We start from the raw sequence: 17,601 nt of genomic DNA on the forward strand, positions 1-17,601 counted from the left end.
AATTGTGAGCAAGACGGTGGTCCACGTGCTGCGGCACGGCGAGGTGCACAACCCGGACGGCATCCTCTACGGGCGGCTGCCCGGGTTCCGCCTCTCCGAGTTGGGCGTCCAGATGGCCAAGGCGGCCGCCCAGGCGCTCGCCGAGCGCACCGTGGTGCACGTGGTGGCCAGCCCGCTCGAGCGCGCCCAGCAGACCGCCGAGCCCATCGCCGCCCAGTTCGGCCTGCCGGTCGGGGTGGACGAGCGGCTGATCGAGAGCGCGAACTGGTTCGAGGGCAAGAAGGTCTCCCCGGGCGACGGCTCGTTCCGCGACCCGCGCAACTGGTGGGTGCTGCGCGACCCGGTCACGCCGTCCTGGGGCGAGGCCTACCGGGTGATCGCCGAGCGGATGTTCGGCGCGCTGCACGCCGCCCGGGTCGCCGCCGAGGGGCGGGAGGCCGTGCTCGTTTCCCACCAGCTGCCCATCTGGACCCTGCGCCGCCACGTCGAGCGCAAGCGGCTCTGGCACGACCCGCGCAAGCGGCAGTGCGGCCTGGCCAGCCTCACCTCGTTCCACTTCGACGGCGCCAAGATCGTCGGCATCGGCTACTCCGAGCCCGCGGCCCACCTGGTCTCGATCTCGCCGACCGCGCGGACGGCCAAGGGAGCCTGATGCCCAGCCGGAGGCTCGTCGCCGCCCTCCTCACCGCCGTCGCCGCCGCGACGGCGCTGGTCGGTTGCTCCTCCGGCAGCGAGGAGAGCCGCTGCGCGAGCGACGGCGTCACCATCACCTGCGCCCCCGACCAGCGGTCGAAGACCCCGAAGGTGAGCGGCGAGCTGCTCACCGGCGGCAGCTACGACATCGCCGAGGCCCGCGGCCAGGTGGCCGTGGTCAACTTCTGGGGCTCCTGGTGTGCGCCCTGCCGGGCGGAGGCCGACGACCTGGAGGCCGCCTACCAGGCCACCAAGGCGTCCGGCGTCACCTTCCTCGGCATCAACGTGCAGGACAGCAAGGACAAGGCGATCGCCTTCGAGGAGGGCCGGGTCACCTACCCGAGCCTCTTCGACCCGGCCAGCCGGCAGGCGCTCAACTTCGACATCCCGCCCAACACCACCCCGGCGACCGTCGTCCTGGACCGGGACGGCCGGGTCGCCGTGGTGATCCGCCGGGCGATCACCCGGGACGAGCTCCAGCCCGTCGTCGAGCGGATCGCGGCCGAGCAGCCCGCGTCCGGATCCCGCTGATGGGCGAGACCTTCCGCCAGCTCGCCGAGTCCGGCCCGCTCCTGCTGGCCGTCGGGGCCGCGGCGCTCGCCGGGCTGGTCAGCTTCCTCTCCCCGTGCGTGCTGCCGCTGATGCCCGGCTACCTGTCGTACGTCACCGGGCTGGCCGGCGCGGACCTGGAGGGCCGCACCCGGGCCGAGGCCACCCCGCCCGCCGCCGGCGAGGCGGGCGGCGGCGGTGTGGCGGTCGCGGCACCCCCGGCGGCACGGCCGGTCGCCGCCGTGAAGGGCCGGGTGCTGGCCGGCACCATGCTCTTCATCGCCGGCTTCACCGCGGTCTTCACGGCCACCGCGATCCTCTTCTCCGGCGTCGGCAAGCTCCTCTTCCAGTACGAGCGCACGCTGGAGATCGTCATCGGCGCCCTCATCGTGGTGCTCGGTCTCGGCTACCTGGGCGTGATCCCCGGCCTGCAGCGCGAGTTCCGCATCCGCCGGCTGCCCGCCGCGGGGCTGCTCGGCGCCCCGGTGCTCGGCGCCGTCTTCGCGCTCAGTTGGCTGCCGTGCACCGGGCCGACGCTCGGCGCGGTGCTCGGCCTGGCCACCGTCGACGGCAGCACCGACCGGGCCGTGCTGCTCGCCGTGGCGTACTGCCTCGGGCTGGGGGTACCGTTCGTCGTCTTCGGGCTGGGCTTCCACCGCCTGCTCGGGGTGTTCCGCGCCGTCCGCCGCAACAGCCGCTGGGTCACCCGCATCGGCGGCGCGCTGCTGATCCTCATCGGCGTGGCGCTGGTCACCGGCGGCTGGCAGGACTTCGTGATCTGGTTGCAGACGCACGTGGGCGTGGGCGAGGTGAGCATCTGATGACGACCGTCGACGACCGGCCGTCCGCGCCGCCGGCCGGCGCGCCCCGGCCGCGCGTCAACCCCGTGCTGGCCCTGCTGCGCAACTCGTGGCGGCAGCTCACCAGCATGCGTACGGCCCTGATCCTGCTCTTCCTGCTGGCGATCGCCGCCATTCCCGGCTCGGTGCTGCCGCAGCGCGGCGTCAACCCGGAGAAGGTCACCGAGTACTTCGTCGACCACCCCGACCTGGCGCCCCGGCTCGACCAGCTCGGCATGTTCGAGGTCTTCGCCTCGGTCTGGTTCTCCGCGATCTACCTGCTGCTCTTCACCTCGCTGGTCGGCTGCATCCTGCCCCGGGCCCGCGACCACGTCCGCGCGCTGCGGATGCGGCCGCCCGCCGCTCCGAAGCGGCTGGAGCGGTTGCCCCAGCACGCCGTGCTGGAAGCCCCGGCCGCCGCCGACCCCGAGGCGATCGCGGCCGTGCTGCGCCGGCGCCGCTGGCGGGTCGCCGTCCGCGGCAACGAGGTCTCCGCCGAGAAGGGCTACCTCAAGGAGACCGGCAACCTGCTCTTCCACGTCTCGCTGGTCGCCGTCCTGCTCGGGGTCGCGCTCGGCTCCTGGTACGGCTGGCACGGCAACCGGATCCTGGTCTCGGGTGCGGACAACGCCTTCTGCAACACCCGCCAGCAGTACGCCGAGGCGTCGCTCGGGCCGCGCGTCGACAGCGCCGACCTGCCGCCGTTCTGCCTCACCCTGGACCGGTTCGAGGCGGACTACCTGGCATCCGGGCAGGCCTCCCGCTACTGGGCCACGGTGACCGTGGACCACCTGGACGACGGGTCCACGCGGACCGCCGGCTTCTCGGTCAACTCGCCGCTGCGCCTCGACACGGCCAACGTCTACCTGCTCGGCAACGGGTACGCCCCGATCCTGAAGTACACCGACAGGTACGGCCGCACCCAGACCAGCACGGCGCCGTTCCTGCGCAGCGGCGACCAGAACGCCACCGAGGAGGGCGTGGCCGCCTTCCCGGACGCGAACGTCGATCCGAAGACCGGCAAGCGGGCCCCCGACCAGCAGGTCGCCTTCGACGGGCTCTACCTGCCCACCGCCCCGGACAGCGCGCCGTTCGTCGCGTCCCAGTTCCCCGCGGAGCGGAACCCCGCGGTGGTGCTGGCCGCGTACCGGGGCAACCTGGGGCTGGACGCCGGCATCCCCGGCTCGGTCTACAAGCTCGACCAGCGGCAGGTCGCCAACGGCAAGCTCAAGCAGATCGGCGAGAAGGTGCTGCGCCCCGGCGAGAAGTGGACGCTGGACGACGGCAGCACGCTGGAGTTCGTCGGCACGAAGCCGTACATCACCATCTCGGTCCGGCACGCCCCCGGCCAGACCATGATGCTGGCCGCCTGCGGGACGCTGCTGCTCGGGCTCATGGGCTCGCTCTTCGCCCGCCGGCGTCGGGTCTGGTTCCGGGTTTCGCCCCCGGTGGGTGGATCTCCGACGAGCGGTAGTAGTTTGGTGGAGGCCGGTGGGCTGCCGCGCACCGAGCACCCAGGGTTCGCCGATGAGTTCGCACAGCTCGTCGCCGCGGTCAGCGACGACGGGCGGGACGACCGGCGGGCGCGAGAAGGAGACGAGTGATGTCCGCACTCTCCGACCAGCTGGTCACGTTCGCGATCCTGGCGTACCTGGTCGCGATGATCAGCCACGCCGTCGAGTACGCCCTGGGCAACGCCCGGAAGGTGCCGGCGGCGGCCCCGGCCCGCGAGCTGGTCGGTGCCGGCGTCGGCGGCGCCGGTGGGACGGTCGAGGAGCCGGCCGGCGCGGTCACCCCGGCCGCGACCCGAGCCGGCCGCTCCGCCGCCCGGGCCGCGCTGGCCGGGCGGATCGCCGCCTGGATCACCGTGCTCGCCGCCGCGCTGCACCTCGGCGCGGTGGTCACCCGGGGCCTCGCCGCCGAGCGGATGCCCTGGGGCAACATGTACGAGTTCGTGCTGACCGTCACGTGGATCGGGGCGGCCGCCTGGCTCGTGGTGCTCTGGAAGCAGCCGTCGCTGCGCCGGCTCGGGCTGTTCCTCACGCTGGTCATGGTGCTGCTGCTGGCGTTCGCCGAGCTGAAGCTCTATGTGCAGGTCGTGCCGCTCATGCCGGCGCTGCAGTCCTACTGGTTCATCATCCACGTGTCGACGATCATCTTCGCCTCCGGCATCTTCCTGCTGGGCGTGGTGCCGGCCGTGGCCTACCTGATGCGGGCCGGCTGGGAGCAGGGGAAGCGGAGCTTCCCGTACACGCTGGCCCGGCGGCTGCCGGCGGCGGCCGGCCTGGAGCGGCTGACCTTCACGCTGCACGCCTTCGCCTTCCCGGTCTTCACCTTCGCGGTGATCGCGGGTGCGATCTGGGCCGAGGCGGCGTGGGGTCGCGCCTGGGGCTGGGACCCGAAGGAGACCTGGGCGTTCATCTCCTGGGTGGTCTACGCGGGCTACCTGCACGCCCGGGCCACCCCGAGCGTGAAGCGCAACGTGGCCACCTGGATCTCGGTCGTGGGCTTCCTGACCATGCTCATGAACCTGTTCGGGGTCAACTTCTTCTTCACCGGCCTGCACTCCTACGCCGGCGTCTGACCCGCGCGCCCCGACCGGCGGGCGGTCAGCACCCCGTCGACGCGCAGGGTGATCTGGTGGGCCACCTCGGGGAGGTCGGCCAGGTCGAGGCGGTCGGCCCGCAGCGCGAACTGGGCGTGCAGTTCGCGGGCCACCGCGTCCCGGATCTCGGCCTGCAGGGGGCTGAGCCCGTCCGGGTCACCCACCACGTACGCGTCGTCCATGCCGACATCGTCGCCTTCAACCCTGTCGGGAGGTCAAGGCGCGACGATGCTTGTCACCCGCCGAACCAGCCGGGGACGTCGAGGCGGAAGACGTCGGCCGGGACCACGCGGCGCAGGTCGTCCTCGATCGCCGCGACCCGCTCGGCGCCGAGGGTTGCCGCCCAGCGGTCCCGCAGGTCGTCGAAGACGACCGCCGAGCGGCGCAGCCCGTCGTGGCCCTTCGCCGTCATCCGGACGAGCTTGCGGCGGGCGTCGGCCGGGTCGTCGGCGCGTTCGAGGTAGCCGAGCGCGACCAGGCGGTCGACGGTCTTGCCGGCCGCCTGTTTCGAGACCCCGAGGCGCTGCCCGAGGTCGGAGGCGGTGGTGCCGGCGGGGCCGACGGCCTGGAGCACGAAGCCGTGGGCCGGGCGCAGGTCGGGGTGCCCCTGCCGGGCCAGTTCGGCGTGCAGGTCGTCGATGAGCGTGCGGAAGCCGGCGAGCAGGAGCAGCGGGAGCGCGAAGCCCGGGCGGTCAGGCGTTGCCATGTTCGACAACCTCGTTTACTATTTCGTCAACCACGTTGACTATCTTACGCGAGGGGTACCCGTCATGTCCCGGCCCGTCTTCACCGCCCACACCCCCGACACCGCACCCGCCGCCGCCCGCCGCACCATGCACGACGTCCACCGCAAGCTCGGCCACCTGCCCGCCGCGGTGGCCCTCATGGCCGAGTCGCCCGAGCTGCTCCGGGGCTTCCTCACCGCCAACGCCGTCTTCGAGTCCACCGACCTCGACCCGGTCGCCCGCGAGGTGGTCGTGCTGACCGTGGCCACCCGCAACGAGTGCCACCTCTGCGTGGCCATGCACACCGCGACGCTCACCCGGCACGGCGCGGCGCCCGGGCTGATCGAGGCGCTCCGGGCCGGCGCCGTCCTGCCCGACCCGCGGCTGGACGCGCTGCGCCGGTTCACCGTTGCCGTGCTCGACCACCGGGGCGCCGTACCCGACGACGAGCTGGACGCCTTCCTCGCCGCCGGATGGCAGCCCCGGCACGCGCTGGACGTGGTGCTCGGCGTCGGGACGTACACGATCTCGACCTTCGCCAACCGCCTCACCGGCGCCCCGCTCGACCCGCCGCTCGCCGACTACGCCTGGGAGCCGGCCGCCTGACCGGCGGCCTCAGTTCCGCAGGAACGGCAGCAGCAGGTCCGCCAGCTCGGCCGGCCGCTCCTCGAAGAGCCAGTGGCCACACTCCTCCACCACCTCGCCGGTGACCCTGTCGGCGTACCGGCGGACCTGCTCGGCCACTTGCTCACCGAGGCTGGCCCGGGCGCCGACGGCGAGGACCGGCATCGGCAGCTTCGTCGCCCGGTACGCGGCGTTGTCCGCAATGTCCTGCCCGAACGCCCGGAAGTAGGCGAAGCTCGCCCAGAGGTGGGCCGGGTCCCGCAGGTGCCGGGCGTACTCCGCCGCCTCCTCTGGGCCGATGCTGCCCTTGTTGACCATGATCGAGTCGGTGAACCGATCCACCCAGAGCGGTTCCCGACCGGTGACGAGTTGCTCCGGCAGGCCGTTGGTCAGATTGAAGAAACCGAAGTTCCACACGGCCGGGCCGGCGGCGGTGAGGGCCGGAATCGCGTAGATGCTCTCGTCGGGAATCGGCGCCTCGGTGAGCGCCAGCCGGGACACCCGGTCGGGATGGGCGGCAGCGTAGGCGTAGGCGACCATCGTGCCGAGGTCGTGACCGACCAGGCGGATGTCCTCGACCAGGCCGAGCGCGGTCAGCAGCCCGTGCAGGTCGGCCGCGACCGTCTTCTTGTCGTAGCCGTCGGTCGGGGCGTCGCTGTCGCCGAAGCCGCGCAGGTCGGGCGCGACCACCTCGAACGACTCGGCCAGTACCGGCAGCAGGTGCCGCCACATCCGCCAGCACTGCGGGTAGCCGTGGAGCAGCACCAGGGTGGGCCCGCTGCCCCCGCGGATGTGGTTGATCGCGACGTCACCGACCCGGGTCCGCTGCTCGGTGAACCCTGCCGGGACCCGTCCCTCGCCCATCGACGCCCCCTCTCGTCCGGCGGCTCGACTACCCGGTGAGTGGGGAGCCATGCCAGGCCAGGCGACCACGCCGGGTGCGCTCGCCCGACGCTCCGGCTCAGCTCACACCACCCGGCTTGGACGCTGAGAACACCGGTGCGGGAGACTGGCGGGCATGGCGGCTCGTGGCTTCCCGTACACCGATCTCAAGGACTTCCTCGCGGCGCTGGAGGCCGCGGGCGAGCTGCGGCGGGTGAGCGTCCCGGTCGACCCCGCGCTGGAGATCAGCGAGGTGGTCACCCGGACCGTCCGCGACGGCGGCCCGGCGCTGCTCTTCGAGCGGCCCACCCGGGGCGAGATGCCGGTGGCGATCAACCTGTTCGGCACCGAGAAGCGGATGGCCATGGCGCTCGGCGTCGACACGCTGGACGAGATCGGCGAGCGGATCGGCGCGATGATCAAGCCGGAGCTGCCCGTCGGCTGGTCCGGCATCCGCGAGGGCCTGGGCAAGGTCATGCAGCTCAAGTCGCTGCCGCCGCGCAAGGTCAAGACCGCTCCCTGCCAGCAGGTGGTCTACCGCGGTGACGACGTCGACCTGAACCGGCTGCCCGGCCTCCAGGTCTGGCCCGGCGACGGCGGGATCTTCCACAACTTCGGGCTGACCCACACCAAGCACCCGGAGACCGGCAAGCGCAACCTCGGCCTCTACCGGCTCCAGCAGCACAGCCGCAACACCCTCGGCATGCACTGGCAGATCCACAAGGACTCCACCGCCCACCACGCGGTCGCCGAGCGGCTCGGCCAGCGGCTCCCGGTGGCCATCGCCATCGGCTGCGACCCGGTCGTCTCGTACGCCGCCACCGCGCCGCTGCCCAGCGACATCGACGAGTACCTGTTCGCCGGTTTCCTGCGCGGCGAGCGGGTCGAGATGGTCGACTGCCTGACCGTGCCGCTGCAGGTGCCGGCGAACGCGCAGATCGTGCTGGAGGGCTACCTGGAGCCCGGCGAGCGGCTGCCCGAGGGGCCCTTCGGCGACCACACCGGCTTCTACACCCCGATCGAGCCGTTCCCGGTGCTGCACGTCGAGACGATGACCATGCAGCGCGACCCGGTCTACCACTCGATCATCACCTCGAAGCCGCCGCAGGAGGACCACGGCCTCGGCAAGGCCACCGAGCGGATCTTCCTGCCGCTGCTCAAGCTGATGATCCCGGACATCGTCGACTACGACCTGCCGGCCGCCGGTGTCTTCCACAACTGCGCGATCGTCTCCATCCGCAAGCGCTACCCGAAGCACGCGCAGAAGGTGATGAACGCGATCTGGGGCGCGCACCTCATGTCGCTGACCAAGCTCATCGTGATCGTCGACGAGGACTGCGACGTGCACGACTACAACGAGGTCGCGTTCCGCGCCTTCGGCAACGTCGACTACGCCCGGGACCTGCTGGTCACCGAAGGTCCGGTGGACCACCTGGACCACGCCTCGTACCAGCAGTTCTGGGGCGGCAAGGCGGGCCTCGACGCGACCCGAAAGCTGCCCACCGAGGGCTACACCCGGGGTTGGCCCGAGGAGATGACCATGTCGCCCGAGGTGGTCTCGCTGGTCGACAAGCGCTGGAAGGAGTACGGCATCTGATGGCCACCGTCGCCGAGGTCCCCGTGGAGCGTCCGGGCCGCGTCAAGTCCTTCCTCAAGCTGGTCGCGATCGAACACTCGGTCTTCGCGCTGCCGTTCGCGTACCTGTCGGCGCTGACCGCCATGCAGGTCGACGGCGGCCGGGTGCGCTGGCTCGACCTGCTGCTGATCACCGTGGCGATGGTCGGCGCGCGGACGTTCGCCATGGCCGCCAACCGGATTCTCGACCGGCGGATCGACGCGCGGAACCCGCGTACCGCCAACCGGGAACTGGTGACCGGGGCGGTGAGCGTGCGGACGGCCTGGACCGGCGCGGCCGTCGCGCTGGTGGTCTTCCTGGCCGCCGCCGCCCTGCTCAACCCGCTCTGCCTGGCGCTCGCCCCGCTCGCCGTGGTGCCGCTGGTCGTCTACCCCTACGGCAAGCGGTTCACCAACTGGCCGCACGCCATCCTGGCGATCGCCCAGGCGGTCGGCCCGGTCGGCGCCTGGCTCGCCGTCACCGGCACCCTCGACGGCTCCTGGCCGGCCTGGCTGCTCGGCGCGGCCGTCGGCCTCTGGATCGGCGGCTTCGACCTGATCTACGCGTGCCAGGACTCCGAGATCGACCGGGAGATCGGGGTACACAGCGTCCCGGCCCGCTACGGCCGGCGCTTCGCGCTGCACGCCTCCACCGTCGCGCACGTGGTGACCTTCGCGCTGTTCATCTGGTTCGGCGCGCTGGTCGGCTTCGGCTGGCTCTGGTGGATCGGGCTGGCGTTCACCGCGGTCGCCTTCGGCTACCAGCACCTCGTGGTCAGCCCGACCGACCTCAGCAAGGTCAACCGGGCGTTCTTCACGGCCAACGGCTTCGTCGGCATCGCGCTGTTCGTCTTCGCGCTGCTGGACCTGGTGGTCCGCCTCGGCCTGCGCGCCTGAGCGGCGGCCGGCTCAGCCGGTCGCGGCGGGATAGCGCGCGCTCTCCAGCGTCCAGTCGACCGTGCCGCGGACCGCGTTGGCCAGCCCGTCGAGGTGGGCGGTGACCGCCTCGTCCAGCGCCGGCCCGAACGACGGCGCCGCGGCGCGCAGCGCCATGAAGCGGGCCATCTCCGCGCGCCAGCGCGCGGCGACCAGGTCCACCGCGGCCGGCACCGGCACGCCCCGCTCGGCGGCCACCGCGAGCACCAGGTTGTGACCCCCGGCGCCGGCCCGGTCCCGCTCCAGCGAGGCCAGGTCGTTGTACCAGGACAGCAGGTCGTTGGCGAGGTCGGCGAGCTGGCGCAGCGCGGGATGGTGGTAGACCGCGTCGGGGAGCGGCCGACCGGCGGCGAACTCGATCAGGGGGTACGACACGTACGCCGCCGAGGTGGCCCGGCGCAGCTGCACGTACTCGGCGACGCCCGGTTGCCGCCCGGCGACCGTGGCGACCGCCTCCCGCCAGGCCCCGTCGAGGTGGTCGGCCACGGCGTCGGCGAAGCGCAGGCGCCAGCGGGCCGGCATCCGGCGCCGGGGCTCCCGCCACGCCTGCACGAGCAGCCGGCGCAGCGGACCGGAGAATCCGGGATGGCGGACCCGGGGCCCCTCGCGGAGCAGGGCCAGCGCGCCGTTGCGCAGCGCCCGGATCTGCGCCGGGGCGAGCCGGCCCGGCCCCTCGCAGGCGTCGTCCACTAGGAAGAACCAGGTGAACAGGGCGGCCAGTGCCCGCAGGTCGGGCTCGGTGGCGTCCGGGTAGAGACGGCCGGCGTAGCGGGCGAAACCGGCCCGCGCCAGCCGCTCCCGCATGGCCGGGTCCAGCGGCAGGCCGAGCCGGTCGAGCTGGTCGACGAGCCATTCCTGCGCCGCGTCGGCGTGCGGGGAGAGCCGGGGCGGGATCGGACACTCGGACCGCAACGCCCGCAGCACCGCCGCCGTCATCACCGGTTCCTTCCATACACGTGGATACCCGACGGAAGAATCCCACGTTCCCGGCACGCCCGCCGACCCGGTGGACAACGCCGCTGGTCGCGGACAAGCGGGACACACCGCCGGGGTGGCCGCCCGCCGCCCGGGTCGACCAGGCAGTCTGGACGGCATGCGCGAACCATGGGTGGTCGGCGTCTCCGGCGCCTCCGGCACGCCGTACGCGGCCGCGGTCGTCCGCGGCCTGCTCGACGCCGGCCAGGCGGTGGACCTGATCGTCTCCCGGGCCGCTCGGCTGACCATCCTCGACGAGACCGGCCGGGCGTTCCGGGACGGGCACTGGGCCGAGGACCTGGCCGCCTGGCTGGGCCGCGACCTCACCGGCGCGGACCTGCGGCACTGGCCGGCCGGTGACCTGGCCGCCGGCCCGAGCAGCGGCTCCTACCGGGTCCGCGGCATGGCCGTCGTCCCGGCCAGCACGGCGGCCTGCGCCGGCATCGCCATCGGGCTCTCCAAGGATCTGTTGCAGCGCGCGGCCGAGGTGAACCTCAAGGAGCGGCGGCCCGTGGTGGTGGTCCCCCGGGAGACCCCGGTGACCCGCAGCCATCTGGAACACCTCATCGCGCTGCACGACGCCGGCGCGGTGGTGCTCCCGGCGAGCCCCGGCTTCTACGGCGCCGGGGCGGCGGCGTCCGCCGCGCAACTGGTCGACTTCGTGGCCGGGAAGGTGCTGGACGCGCTCGGCGTGCCGCACACGCTGTTCCGCCGCTGGTCCGGTGAGCTGGCCGCCGCCCGCCGGGACCCGGACCCGGCCTGACGGCGGCGGATCGGGACGCGGACCGAGCCGGACCGCGTCCCGATCGGTGTCGCCTCAGTACATTCCGGCGTTCGCCGGCCCCGGGCCGGTCGAGGCGGTCGGGCCCATGTTGCGTGCCTTGCCCATGTCCTCCGCCTCGTCCAGCATGCCCTCCCCCTCAAGCAGGGCCCGCACCTCGGATTCCCGAAACCGGCGATGCCCGCCTGGAGTCCGGATGCTGCCGATCCGGCCGGCCGCTGCCCATCTGGTGACGGTCTTCGGGTCAACCCGAAACAGCGCGGCGACCTCACCCGGTGTCAGCAGGCGATCTCCAGTGTCCACAGCCCCCTCCTCGCGTCGACGAAGCCCCCGGCTGAACACACTGCCCCCGGCCGGTGCGAGCCCAGAGCCGTCATGAGGGACGTATGGCAATTACAGCACCAGCGACCTGGCGTGTCCGCCAAACGCGAAAAACGCACACAGTGAGAAGTTAGTAAATGCTACCGGTGTAGAACCCCCGTGACTGCACGTTTGTGAACGGCAACGTGACGTCATGTTCAACTGATGCCCCGTGTCGGGCGTTACGCCCGAAAGGATAGGGTCACTCTCCGTGGACACGATCGACCTGAGCCTCGTGGAGCTGTTGCGGGGCAACGCCCGCCTGTCGTACGCCGAGCTGGCCCGCCAGGTCGGCCTCTCCGCCCCGGCGGTGCACGAGCGGGTCGGCAAGCTCGAGTCGGGCGGCGTCATCCGCGCGTACCGGGCCGAGGTGGAGCCGGAGGCCATCGGGCTCGGCGTCACGGCGCTGATCGGCATCGTGGAGGACTCGACCGCGGACACCGACGACGTGCTGGAGGCGTTCCGGCAGATGCCGGAGATCGAGTCCTGCTACTTCATGGCGGGCGTCGAATCCTTCCTGCTGAAGGCCCGGGTGGGCACCATCGCCGAGCTGGAGCAGCTGATCGTCCGGCTGAACCGGACCGCCGGGGTGGCCTCCACCCGCACCGGCATCGCCCTGTCGACCAAGTGGGAGAACCGGCCCCAGCCCCTCGAATCCGCCGCCTCCTGACCGCTCCGCTCTGGTCCTGGCGGGCCCGGGGCGTTACCGTGCGCCGATGACGACTCCGGGGCGGGGCGCCGCCGTGGTGACCGGGGCGGCCGGCGGCCTCGGCCGGGCGATCGCCGCCGCACTGCACGCCGACGGCTGGTCGGTGCTGCTCACCGACGTGGACGCCGACGCTGTGGCCACGGCGTCGGCACCGCTCGGTGGCTGGTCCCGCCCGCTCGACGTCCGCGACGAGGCGGCCTGCGCGACGGTGGCCGCCGAGGCGGCCGGGACGCCGGGCGGGCTCGCGCTCTGGGTCAACAACGCCGGCATCCTGGCCACCGGGCCGTCCTGGACGCACGACGCGGCGACCCGGCGCCGGCTCGTCGAGGTGAACGCGCTGGGCGCCATGAACGGCACCCACGCGGCCCTGACCGTGATGCGGGCGCAGGGCCACGGCCACGTGCTCAACGTCGTCTCGCTGGCCGGGCTGGTCGCCGCCCCCGGCGAGACCGTCTACGCGGCCAGCAAGCACGCCCTGCTGGCGTTCAGCCTCGGCACCCTCGCCGACCTGCGGATGGCCGGCGTCCGGGGCGTACACGTGTCGTGCCTCTGCCCGGACGGGATCTGGACGCCGATGCTGCACGACAAGCTCGACGACCCGGGGGCCCTGGCGTCCTTCACGGGGTCGCTGCTGACTCCGGAGCGGGTCGCCGTGCGGGCCGCGCGGCTGGCCCGGCGGCCCCGGCCGGTGGTCAGCCTGCCGCGCTGGCGCGGCGCCCAGGTGCGCCTCCTGGACGCCTTCCCCCGGCTCGCCCTGGCCCTCACCCCGGTGGTCCGGGCCGCCGGCCGGGCCGGCCAGCGCCGGCAGGCGCGCCGGGTCCGTCCCGAGGCGAGCGGGCCTCGCTTGTAACGTTGCCGGCGTGACTCATCTCGACCGGTGTGACGAGGCCAGCCGGAGCTGGGTGACCGAGGCCATCGCCACGGTCGAGGCGGACGCCAACCGTTCCGCCGACACCCACCTCCTGCCCTTCCCGCTGCCCCGGGAGTGGGGCATCGACCTCTATCTCAAGGACGAGTCGGTGCACCCCACCGGCTCGCTCAAGCACCGGCTGGCCCGGTCGCTCTTCCTGTACGGGCTCTGCAACGGCTGGATCGGCCCGGAGACCACGATCGTCGAGGCGTCGTCCGGCTCGACGGCGGTCTCCGAGGCGTACTTCGCGCGGATGCTCGGGGTGCCGTTCATCGCGGTCATGCCCGCTTCCACCTCGCCCGAGAAGATCGCCCAGATCGAGTTCCAGGGCGGCCGCTGCCACCTGGTGCGGGACCCGGCCAAGGTGGTCATCGAGGCGCGCTGGCTCGCCGAGGACACCGGCGGGCACTACATGGACCAGTTCACCTACGCCGAGCGGGCCACCGACTGGCGGGGCAACAACAACATCGCCGAGTCGATCTACGCGCAGCTCGCCCTGGAACGGCACCCCGTGCCGGCCTGGATCGTGGTGGGCGCCGGCACCGGCGGCACCAGCGCCACCATCGGCCGGTACGCCCGCTACCGCCGCCTGCCCACCAAGCTCTGCGTGGTCGACCCGGAGAACTCCGCGTTCTACCCGGCGTGGCAGGCCGGCGACTGGTCGGTCCGCACCGACAAGGGCTCCCGGATCGAGGGGATCGGCCGGCCCTGCGTCGAGGCGTCCTTCCTGCCCAGCGTGGTGGACCGGATGATGCAGGTGCCGGACGCCGCGTCGCTGGCCGCCATGCGGGCCGGCTCGGCGGTGCTCGGCCGCCGGGTGGGCGGCTCCACCGGCACCAACCTCTGGGGTGCCTTCGCGCTGATCGCGGAGCTGCTCGCCGCCGGCCGGACCGGCTCGGTGGTCACCCTGATCTGCGACCCCGGCGACCGCTACGCGCACACCTACTACGACGACGAGTGGGTGGCCGGGCAGGGCCTCGACCTCGCCCCGCACCTGGCCATCATCGACCGCTTCCTGGCCACCGGCGCCTGGCCGGCCTGAGGCGTCAGCGCGGGTCGATCCGCTCGGCCAGCCCCGGGTAGCGCACCACGAAGCCCTCCTGGTCCACGTCCAGGTCGGCCGTGAAGGAGTCACTGGCGTAGCGGACGCGGCCCGGGCCGAGCGAGGTGTAGACCTGCTCGGCGGGGAGCACCGCCAGGCCCGGCAGCAGCACCCAGGCGGCGGTGATGGTCCGCGCCTGGTCGGCGGGGCCCCGGCTCAGGTTGAGCCGGCGGACCGGCAGGGTGTTGGTCAGCGGCGAGCCGCCCAGGTCGACGTCGAGCGCCTCGGCCAGCCGGTCCGGGTCGTCGGTGCCCGGCAACCCGGCCGGCGGATGCCCGGCCGCGCGCAACGCCGCGTCCAGGTCACCCTCCTCGCCGGTGCGCACCCGCCACCCGTCCCCGCCCCGTTCCAGGCGTACGCTCCGCGTCCAGCCCGCGCCCTCCGCGGTGACCTCCAGGCGGGTGGTCGACCAGTCCGCGCCCACAATCAGCTGGTAACGGCACGTGTACGGGATCGGGTCGACGGCCAGTGCCACGCCCTGGGCGGTCAGCCCCTGCCGGTCGTCGAGCACCACGTGCTCCGAGCCGGCGGTGTCGGTCCGGGTCCAGAACAGCGACTTCGGCATGGTCGGCATGAACCGGACGTTACGCGACCGGGCGGACACCGGCAGCGGATGCGTGAACGCCGCCGCCGAGCGGTGGCTCGACGGCGGCGTTCGTGTCGTTGTGGCGGGAGCGGCCCCGGGTCAGTGGGTGCGGACCGGCGGACGGCCGCCGAAACCACGCCGGTCGTCGCGCGGCCGGTCCTCCCGCCCCCGGGCCTCCGGCCGGAAGCCGCCCCGGCGCTCGGCCGGCCGGAACTCGCCCCGCTCGCCGAAGCGCCGCTCACCCTGCGGGCGGTCCTCGTAGCGCCGCTCGCCCTGCGGGCGGTCCTCGTAGCGGCGCGAGCCGTCCCGGTCGCCGTAGCCCCGTGCGCCGGTGGGCCGGTCGCTGAAGCCGCGCGAGCCGTCCCGGTCGTGGTGGTCGCGGCCGCCGGTGGGCCGGTCGCCGTAGCGGCGCGCGCCGTCCCGGTCCCCGTAGCCGCCGCCGGTGGGGCGGCCGCCGTAGCCGCGCGAGCCGTCCCGGTCGCCGTAGGCGCGCCCGCCGGTGGGCCGGTCGTCCCGCCGGTCGCCGCGCGCGTCCCGGTCGCCGAAGCGGCGGTCACCGCGCCCGTCCCGGTCGAACCCGCCCCGGTCGGCCTGACGCCGCTCGCCGAAGCCCCGGTCCTCGCGGTCGAAGCGCCGCTCGCCGGTGGGCCGGTCGTAGCCGCGGCCGCCGGTCGGGCGGTCGTCGTGGCGGCGCTCGCCCCGGTCGAAGCTCCGGCCGGTCGGCCGGTCACCGAAGCGGCGCTCGCCGCGCCCGTCCCGGTCGCCGAAGCGGCGCGGGCCACCCCGGCGCGGCTCCGGCTCCTCGCGGACCGGCACGCCGCTGGGCTCGCGGGCACCCGTCAGCTCGGCCAGCGCCGCGTCACCGGCGCGCACCCGGGACTCGGCCGGCTCGACGCCCGCCTTCTCCAGCATGGCGAGCGTGGTCCGGCGCTGCTTCGGCAGCACCAGGGTCGCCACCGCGCCGGACTCGCCGGCCCGCGCGGTGCGACCCGCCCGGTGCAGGTAGTCCTTCGGGTCCTTCGGCGGGTCCACGTGCAGCACCAGCGTCACGCCGTCGACGTGGATGCCCCGGGCCGCCACGTCGGTGGCGACCAGCACGTTCATCCGCCCCTCGCGGAACTCGGCCAGGGTCCGGGTGCGCATCCGCTGGGTCTTGCCGCCGTGCAGGCCGCCGGCCCGCACCCCGACCGCGGTGAGCTGCTCGACCAGCCGATCGACGCCGAGCTGGGTACGCGCGAAGAGCATGGTGCGACCCTCGCGCGCCGCGATGGACGCCGCCACGGCGAACTTGTCGTGCGGCGGGATGAGCAGCAGGTGGTGGTCCATGGTGGACACGGCTGCGGTCGCCGGCGCGGTCGAGTGGGTGACCGGGTCGGTCATGAACCGCTTGACCAGGCTGTCGACGTCGTTGTCCAGAGTGGCCGAGAAGAGCAGCCGCTGGGCGTCCGCCGGCGTCTTCGCCAGCAGCTGGGTGACCTCGGGCAGGAAGCCCATGTCGGCCATCTGGTCGGCCTCGTCCAGCACGGTGATCTCGACGTCGTCGAGGTTGCAGACGCCCCGCTCGATCAGGTCGCCGAGCCGGCCGGGGGTGGCCACGACGATCTCCACGCCGCGGCGCAGCGCATCGATCTGCCGGTCGTACGGGACACCGCCGACGGCGGTCTTCAGGAAGATCCCGACCGCCTTGCCGAGCGGCACCAGCGCGTCGTTGACCTGCATGGCCAGCTCGCGGGTCGGCACCAGGACCAGGGCGCGCGGGTGCAGCGGCCGGGCCCGGTTCCGCTCCGCGAGGCGGGCGATCACCGGCAGGCCGAAGGCGAGGGTCTTGCCGGAGCCGGTCTGGCCCCGGCCGAGCACGTCGCGCCCGGCGAGGGCGTCCGGCACGGTGGCTCGCTGGATCTCGAACGGGGCGGTGATGCCCTGCCGGGCGAGCGCCTCGACGAGCTGGCGGGGCAGGCCGAGGGCGGCGAAGTCAGGGGTGTCGATGGTGGGGTCGGCGGACGGGGACGTGCCGGTGGCAGCGAACGTGGTCAAGAAATGCCTTTCGAGCGGGGCGCATCTTCGCGATGGCCGCCGCGGCTTCGTCACGCCGCCGATTCGCCCGCAAGATCGCCCATGGGCGCGCAACGGGCGCGCCAGGTCAGTGATCCCCACAAGTGTACGGCGGCGCGGCGAACCTGCCACCGCGCCGCGAGGGCGTAGTGGGCGGGCTCACCCCGGTCACCCGCCGGTGATCCCGCTCAGCGCGTCGTTGGCCAGGAAGACCACCACCAGGCTGATCGCGACCAGCAGTGCCAGCGCGCCGGCCAGGACGATCACGACCTTGGTGTTGCTCGACCGGGTCGCCGGGGCGTCCTCGGTCCAGCCCTGGGCCAGGATGTGCCCGGTGAGTGAGCCGGAGTTCTCCAGCGGGTTGCCCTGCGGGAAGGAGACCGTGGCGAAGCCCGGCCCCTCGGTGCCGCCGCCGTACACGCTGCCGGCCGGGCCGCCCGGCGCGGCGGTCGGCCCGGGGGTGCGGCCGGCCGGCCCGGACCCGTGCCCGGTGGGGTTGGTCGACGGCGGCCAGGTCGGCAGGGCCGGGGCCGGCACCGCCGGTGGCGCGGTCGGCAGCGGCGGCGCGGCGGACGGCCCGGCGGCCCACGGCGCGGCGGGCCCGCCCGGCTGTCCGGCGCCCGCGAACGCCGTCGACCCCGGCACGCCGGCCATGGCGG

At 73.7% G+C, this 17,601-nt stretch carries 19 protein-coding genes and 1 pseudogene; 12 read left to right on the plus strand and 8 right to left on the minus strand.

The features are described from left to right. Positions 1 to 4 precede the first annotated feature (4 nt). The 5 genes from F8274_RS16540 to ccsB are packed head-to-tail and all read left to right on the plus strand — an operon-like array spanning position 5 to position 4,665. Entirely contained in the window at positions 5 to 652 is a 648-nt protein-coding gene (locus F8274_RS16540; protein ID WP_151463287.1) for a histidine phosphatase family protein, read from the plus strand. Continuing rightward, positions 652 to 1,224 (plus strand): TlpA disulfide reductase family protein, encoded by a 573-nt coding sequence (locus tag F8274_RS16545; RefSeq protein ID WP_151463288.1) that lies wholly within the window; start codon positions 652 to 654, stop codon positions 1,222 to 1,224. Before F8274_RS16540 ends, F8274_RS16545 begins: the two co-directional genes overlap by 1 nt. After that, positions 1,224 to 2,063 carry a cytochrome c biogenesis CcdA family protein gene (locus F8274_RS16550; RefSeq protein ID WP_151463289.1) on the plus strand — a complete coding sequence of 280 codons (840 nt, stop codon included), beginning with the start codon at positions 1,224 to 1,226 and terminating at the stop codon, positions 2,061 to 2,063. The genes F8274_RS16545 and F8274_RS16550 overlap by 1 nt, the downstream gene beginning before the upstream one ends. Next, complete coding sequence (locus F8274_RS16555) at positions 2,063 to 3,685, plus strand: cytochrome c biogenesis protein ResB (RefSeq protein ID WP_151463290.1); 1,623 nt, start codon at positions 2,063 to 2,065, stop codon at positions 3,683 to 3,685. Before F8274_RS16550 ends, F8274_RS16555 begins: the two co-directional genes overlap by 1 nt. After that, positions 3,685 to 4,665, plus strand: coding sequence for a c-type cytochrome biogenesis protein CcsB (gene ccsB / locus F8274_RS16560; RefSeq protein ID WP_151463291.1), 981 nt, complete (start codon positions 3,685 to 3,687; stop codon positions 4,663 to 4,665). The genes F8274_RS16555 and ccsB overlap by 1 nt, the downstream gene beginning before the upstream one ends. Here ccsB and F8274_RS16565 read toward each other — a convergent pair. Both F8274_RS16565 and F8274_RS16570 read right to left on the minus strand, forming a co-directional pair. Then, on the minus strand, positions 4,650 to 4,868 hold the full coding sequence (locus F8274_RS16565) for a hypothetical protein (protein ID WP_151463292.1): 219 nt from the start codon (positions 4,866 to 4,868) through the stop codon (positions 4,650 to 4,652). The two genes, ccsB and F8274_RS16565, sit on opposite strands and share 16 nt — an antisense overlap. 53 nt (positions 4,869 to 4,921) lie before the next feature. Beyond that, positions 4,922 to 5,392, minus strand: a complete 471-nt coding sequence (locus F8274_RS16570) for a MarR family winged helix-turn-helix transcriptional regulator (RefSeq protein WP_151463293.1) — start codon at positions 5,390 to 5,392, stop codon at positions 4,922 to 4,924. 64 nt (positions 5,393 to 5,456) lie between these two features. Between F8274_RS16570 and F8274_RS16575 the strand changes: the two genes are divergently transcribed. Beyond that, complete coding sequence (locus F8274_RS16575; RefSeq protein WP_151463294.1) at positions 5,457 to 6,017, plus strand: carboxymuconolactone decarboxylase family protein; 561 nt, start codon at positions 5,457 to 5,459, stop codon at positions 6,015 to 6,017. A 9-nt stretch (positions 6,018 to 6,026) separates the two neighbouring features. Here F8274_RS16575 and F8274_RS16580 read toward each other — a convergent pair whose 3' ends face one another. After that, the gene (locus tag F8274_RS16580; protein ID WP_151463295.1) at positions 6,027 to 6,899 is read right to left on the minus strand and encodes an alpha/beta fold hydrolase; all 873 of its coding nucleotides are present in this window, start codon (positions 6,897 to 6,899) and stop codon (positions 6,027 to 6,029) included. A 154-nt stretch (positions 6,900 to 7,053) separates the two neighbouring features. Here F8274_RS16580 and F8274_RS16585 point away from each other — a divergent pair, with 154 nt between their 5' ends. Together F8274_RS16585 and mqnP are read left to right on the plus strand one after the other, a co-directional pair. Beyond that, positions 7,054 to 8,514: a menaquinone biosynthesis decarboxylase gene (locus tag F8274_RS16585; RefSeq protein ID WP_151463296.1), complete on the plus strand. Its 1,461-nt coding sequence runs from the start codon at positions 7,054 to 7,056 to the stop codon at positions 8,512 to 8,514. After that, a complete protein-coding gene (mqnP, locus tag F8274_RS16590) occupies positions 8,514 to 9,428 on the plus strand; it encodes a menaquinone biosynthesis prenyltransferase MqnP (protein WP_151463297.1) in 915 nt (304 codons plus the stop codon). Before F8274_RS16585 ends, mqnP begins: the two co-directional genes overlap by 1 nt. A gap of 12 nt (positions 9,429 to 9,440) precedes the next feature. Here mqnP and F8274_RS16595 read toward each other — a convergent pair whose 3' ends face one another. Further along, positions 9,441 to 10,403 (minus strand): terpene synthase, encoded by a 963-nt coding sequence (locus tag F8274_RS16595; protein WP_151463298.1) that lies wholly within the window; start codon positions 10,401 to 10,403, stop codon positions 9,441 to 9,443. A 157-nt stretch (positions 10,404 to 10,560) separates the two neighbouring features. Between F8274_RS16595 and F8274_RS16600 the strand changes: the two genes are divergently transcribed. After that, complete coding sequence (locus F8274_RS16600) at positions 10,561 to 11,205, plus strand: UbiX family flavin prenyltransferase (RefSeq protein ID WP_151463299.1); 645 nt, start codon at positions 10,561 to 10,563, stop codon at positions 11,203 to 11,205. A gap of 54 nt (positions 11,206 to 11,259) precedes the next feature. Here F8274_RS16600 and F8274_RS16605 read toward each other — a convergent pair whose 3' ends face one another. After that, positions 11,260 to 11,526 carry a BldC family transcriptional regulator gene (locus F8274_RS16605; RefSeq protein ID WP_013473529.1) on the minus strand — a complete coding sequence of 89 codons (267 nt, stop codon included), beginning with the start codon at positions 11,524 to 11,526 and terminating at the stop codon, positions 11,260 to 11,262. A 268-nt stretch (positions 11,527 to 11,794) separates the two neighbouring features. Between F8274_RS16605 and F8274_RS16610 the strand changes: the two genes are divergently transcribed. From F8274_RS16610 to F8274_RS16620, 3 genes are read left to right on the plus strand one after another with little or no spacing between them, the layout of a single operon-like run. Beyond that, positions 11,795 to 12,253 carry an Lrp/AsnC family transcriptional regulator gene (locus F8274_RS16610; protein ID WP_151463300.1) on the plus strand — a complete coding sequence of 153 codons (459 nt, stop codon included), beginning with the start codon at positions 11,795 to 11,797 and terminating at the stop codon, positions 12,251 to 12,253. Positions 12,254 to 12,299: 46 nt separating this feature from the next. Then, positions 12,300 to 13,142: an SDR family oxidoreductase gene (locus F8274_RS16615; protein ID WP_151463301.1), complete on the plus strand. Its 843-nt coding sequence runs from the start codon at positions 12,300 to 12,302 to the stop codon at positions 13,140 to 13,142. A gap of 10 nt (positions 13,143 to 13,152) precedes the next feature. After that, the gene (locus F8274_RS16620; protein WP_151463302.1) at positions 13,153 to 14,244 is read left to right on the plus strand and encodes a PLP-dependent cysteine synthase family protein; all 1,092 of its coding nucleotides are present in this window, start codon (positions 13,153 to 13,155) and stop codon (positions 14,242 to 14,244) included. A gap of 4 nt (positions 14,245 to 14,248) precedes the next feature. Here F8274_RS16620 and F8274_RS16625 read toward each other — a convergent pair whose 3' ends face one another. From F8274_RS16625 to F8274_RS31980, 3 genes and pseudogenes are all read right to left on the minus strand, one after another. After that, positions 14,249 to 14,869, minus strand: coding sequence for a putative glycolipid-binding domain-containing protein (locus F8274_RS16625; protein ID WP_151463306.1), 621 nt, complete (start codon positions 14,867 to 14,869; stop codon positions 14,249 to 14,251). A gap of 120 nt (positions 14,870 to 14,989) precedes the next feature. After that, entirely contained in the window at positions 14,990 to 16,924 is a 1,935-nt protein-coding gene (locus F8274_RS16630) for a DEAD/DEAH box helicase (RefSeq protein WP_151463303.1), read from the minus strand. A gap of 186 nt (positions 16,925 to 17,110) precedes the next feature. Continuing rightward, positions 17,111 to 17,601 (minus strand): annotated as a pseudogene (locus tag F8274_RS31980) (hypothetical protein); the annotation flags it as partial.

Origin of the sequence: Micromonospora sp. AMSO31t, from assembly GCF_008868175.1 — a bacterium.
In the GTDB taxonomy this organism is placed as follows: domain Bacteria; phylum Actinomycetota; class Actinomycetes; order Mycobacteriales; family Micromonosporaceae; genus Micromonospora.

Coding starts and splice junctions, on each gene's coding strand:
- F8274_RS16555 (WP_151463290.1), top strand. CDS start 2,063: ATGACGACCGTCGACGACCGGCCGTCCGCGCCGCCGGCCGGCGCGCCC.
- F8274_RS16580 (WP_151463295.1), bottom strand. CDS start 6,899: ATGGGCGAGGGACGGGTCCCGGCAGGGTTCACCGAGCAGCGGACCCGG.
- F8274_RS16550 (WP_151463289.1), top strand. CDS start 1,224: ATGGGCGAGACCTTCCGCCAGCTCGCCGAGTCCGGCCCGCTCCTGCTG.
- F8274_RS16625 (WP_151463306.1), bottom strand. CDS start 14,869: ATGCCGAAGTCGCTGTTCTGGACCCGGACCGACACCGCCGGCTCGGAG.
- F8274_RS16565 (WP_151463292.1), bottom strand. CDS start 4,868: ATGGACGACGCGTACGTGGTGGGTGACCCGGACGGGCTCAGCCCCCTG.
- F8274_RS16615 (WP_151463301.1), top strand. CDS start 12,300: ATGACGACTCCGGGGCGGGGCGCCGCCGTGGTGACCGGGGCGGCCGGC.
- F8274_RS16545 (WP_151463288.1), top strand. CDS start 652: ATGCCCAGCCGGAGGCTCGTCGCCGCCCTCCTCACCGCCGTCGCCGCC.
- F8274_RS16595 (WP_151463298.1), bottom strand. CDS start 10,403: ATGACGGCGGCGGTGCTGCGGGCGTTGCGGTCCGAGTGTCCGATCCCG.
- F8274_RS16585 (WP_151463296.1), top strand. CDS start 7,054: ATGGCGGCTCGTGGCTTCCCGTACACCGATCTCAAGGACTTCCTCGCG.
- F8274_RS16600 (WP_151463299.1), top strand. CDS start 10,561: ATGCGCGAACCATGGGTGGTCGGCGTCTCCGGCGCCTCCGGCACGCCG.
- mqnP (WP_151463297.1), top strand. CDS start 8,514: ATGGCCACCGTCGCCGAGGTCCCCGTGGAGCGTCCGGGCCGCGTCAAG.
- F8274_RS16575 (WP_151463294.1), top strand. CDS start 5,457: ATGTCCCGGCCCGTCTTCACCGCCCACACCCCCGACACCGCACCCGCC.
- F8274_RS16570 (WP_151463293.1), bottom strand. CDS start 5,392: ATGGCAACGCCTGACCGCCCGGGCTTCGCGCTCCCGCTGCTCCTGCTC.
- ccsB (WP_151463291.1), top strand. CDS start 3,685: ATGTCCGCACTCTCCGACCAGCTGGTCACGTTCGCGATCCTGGCGTAC.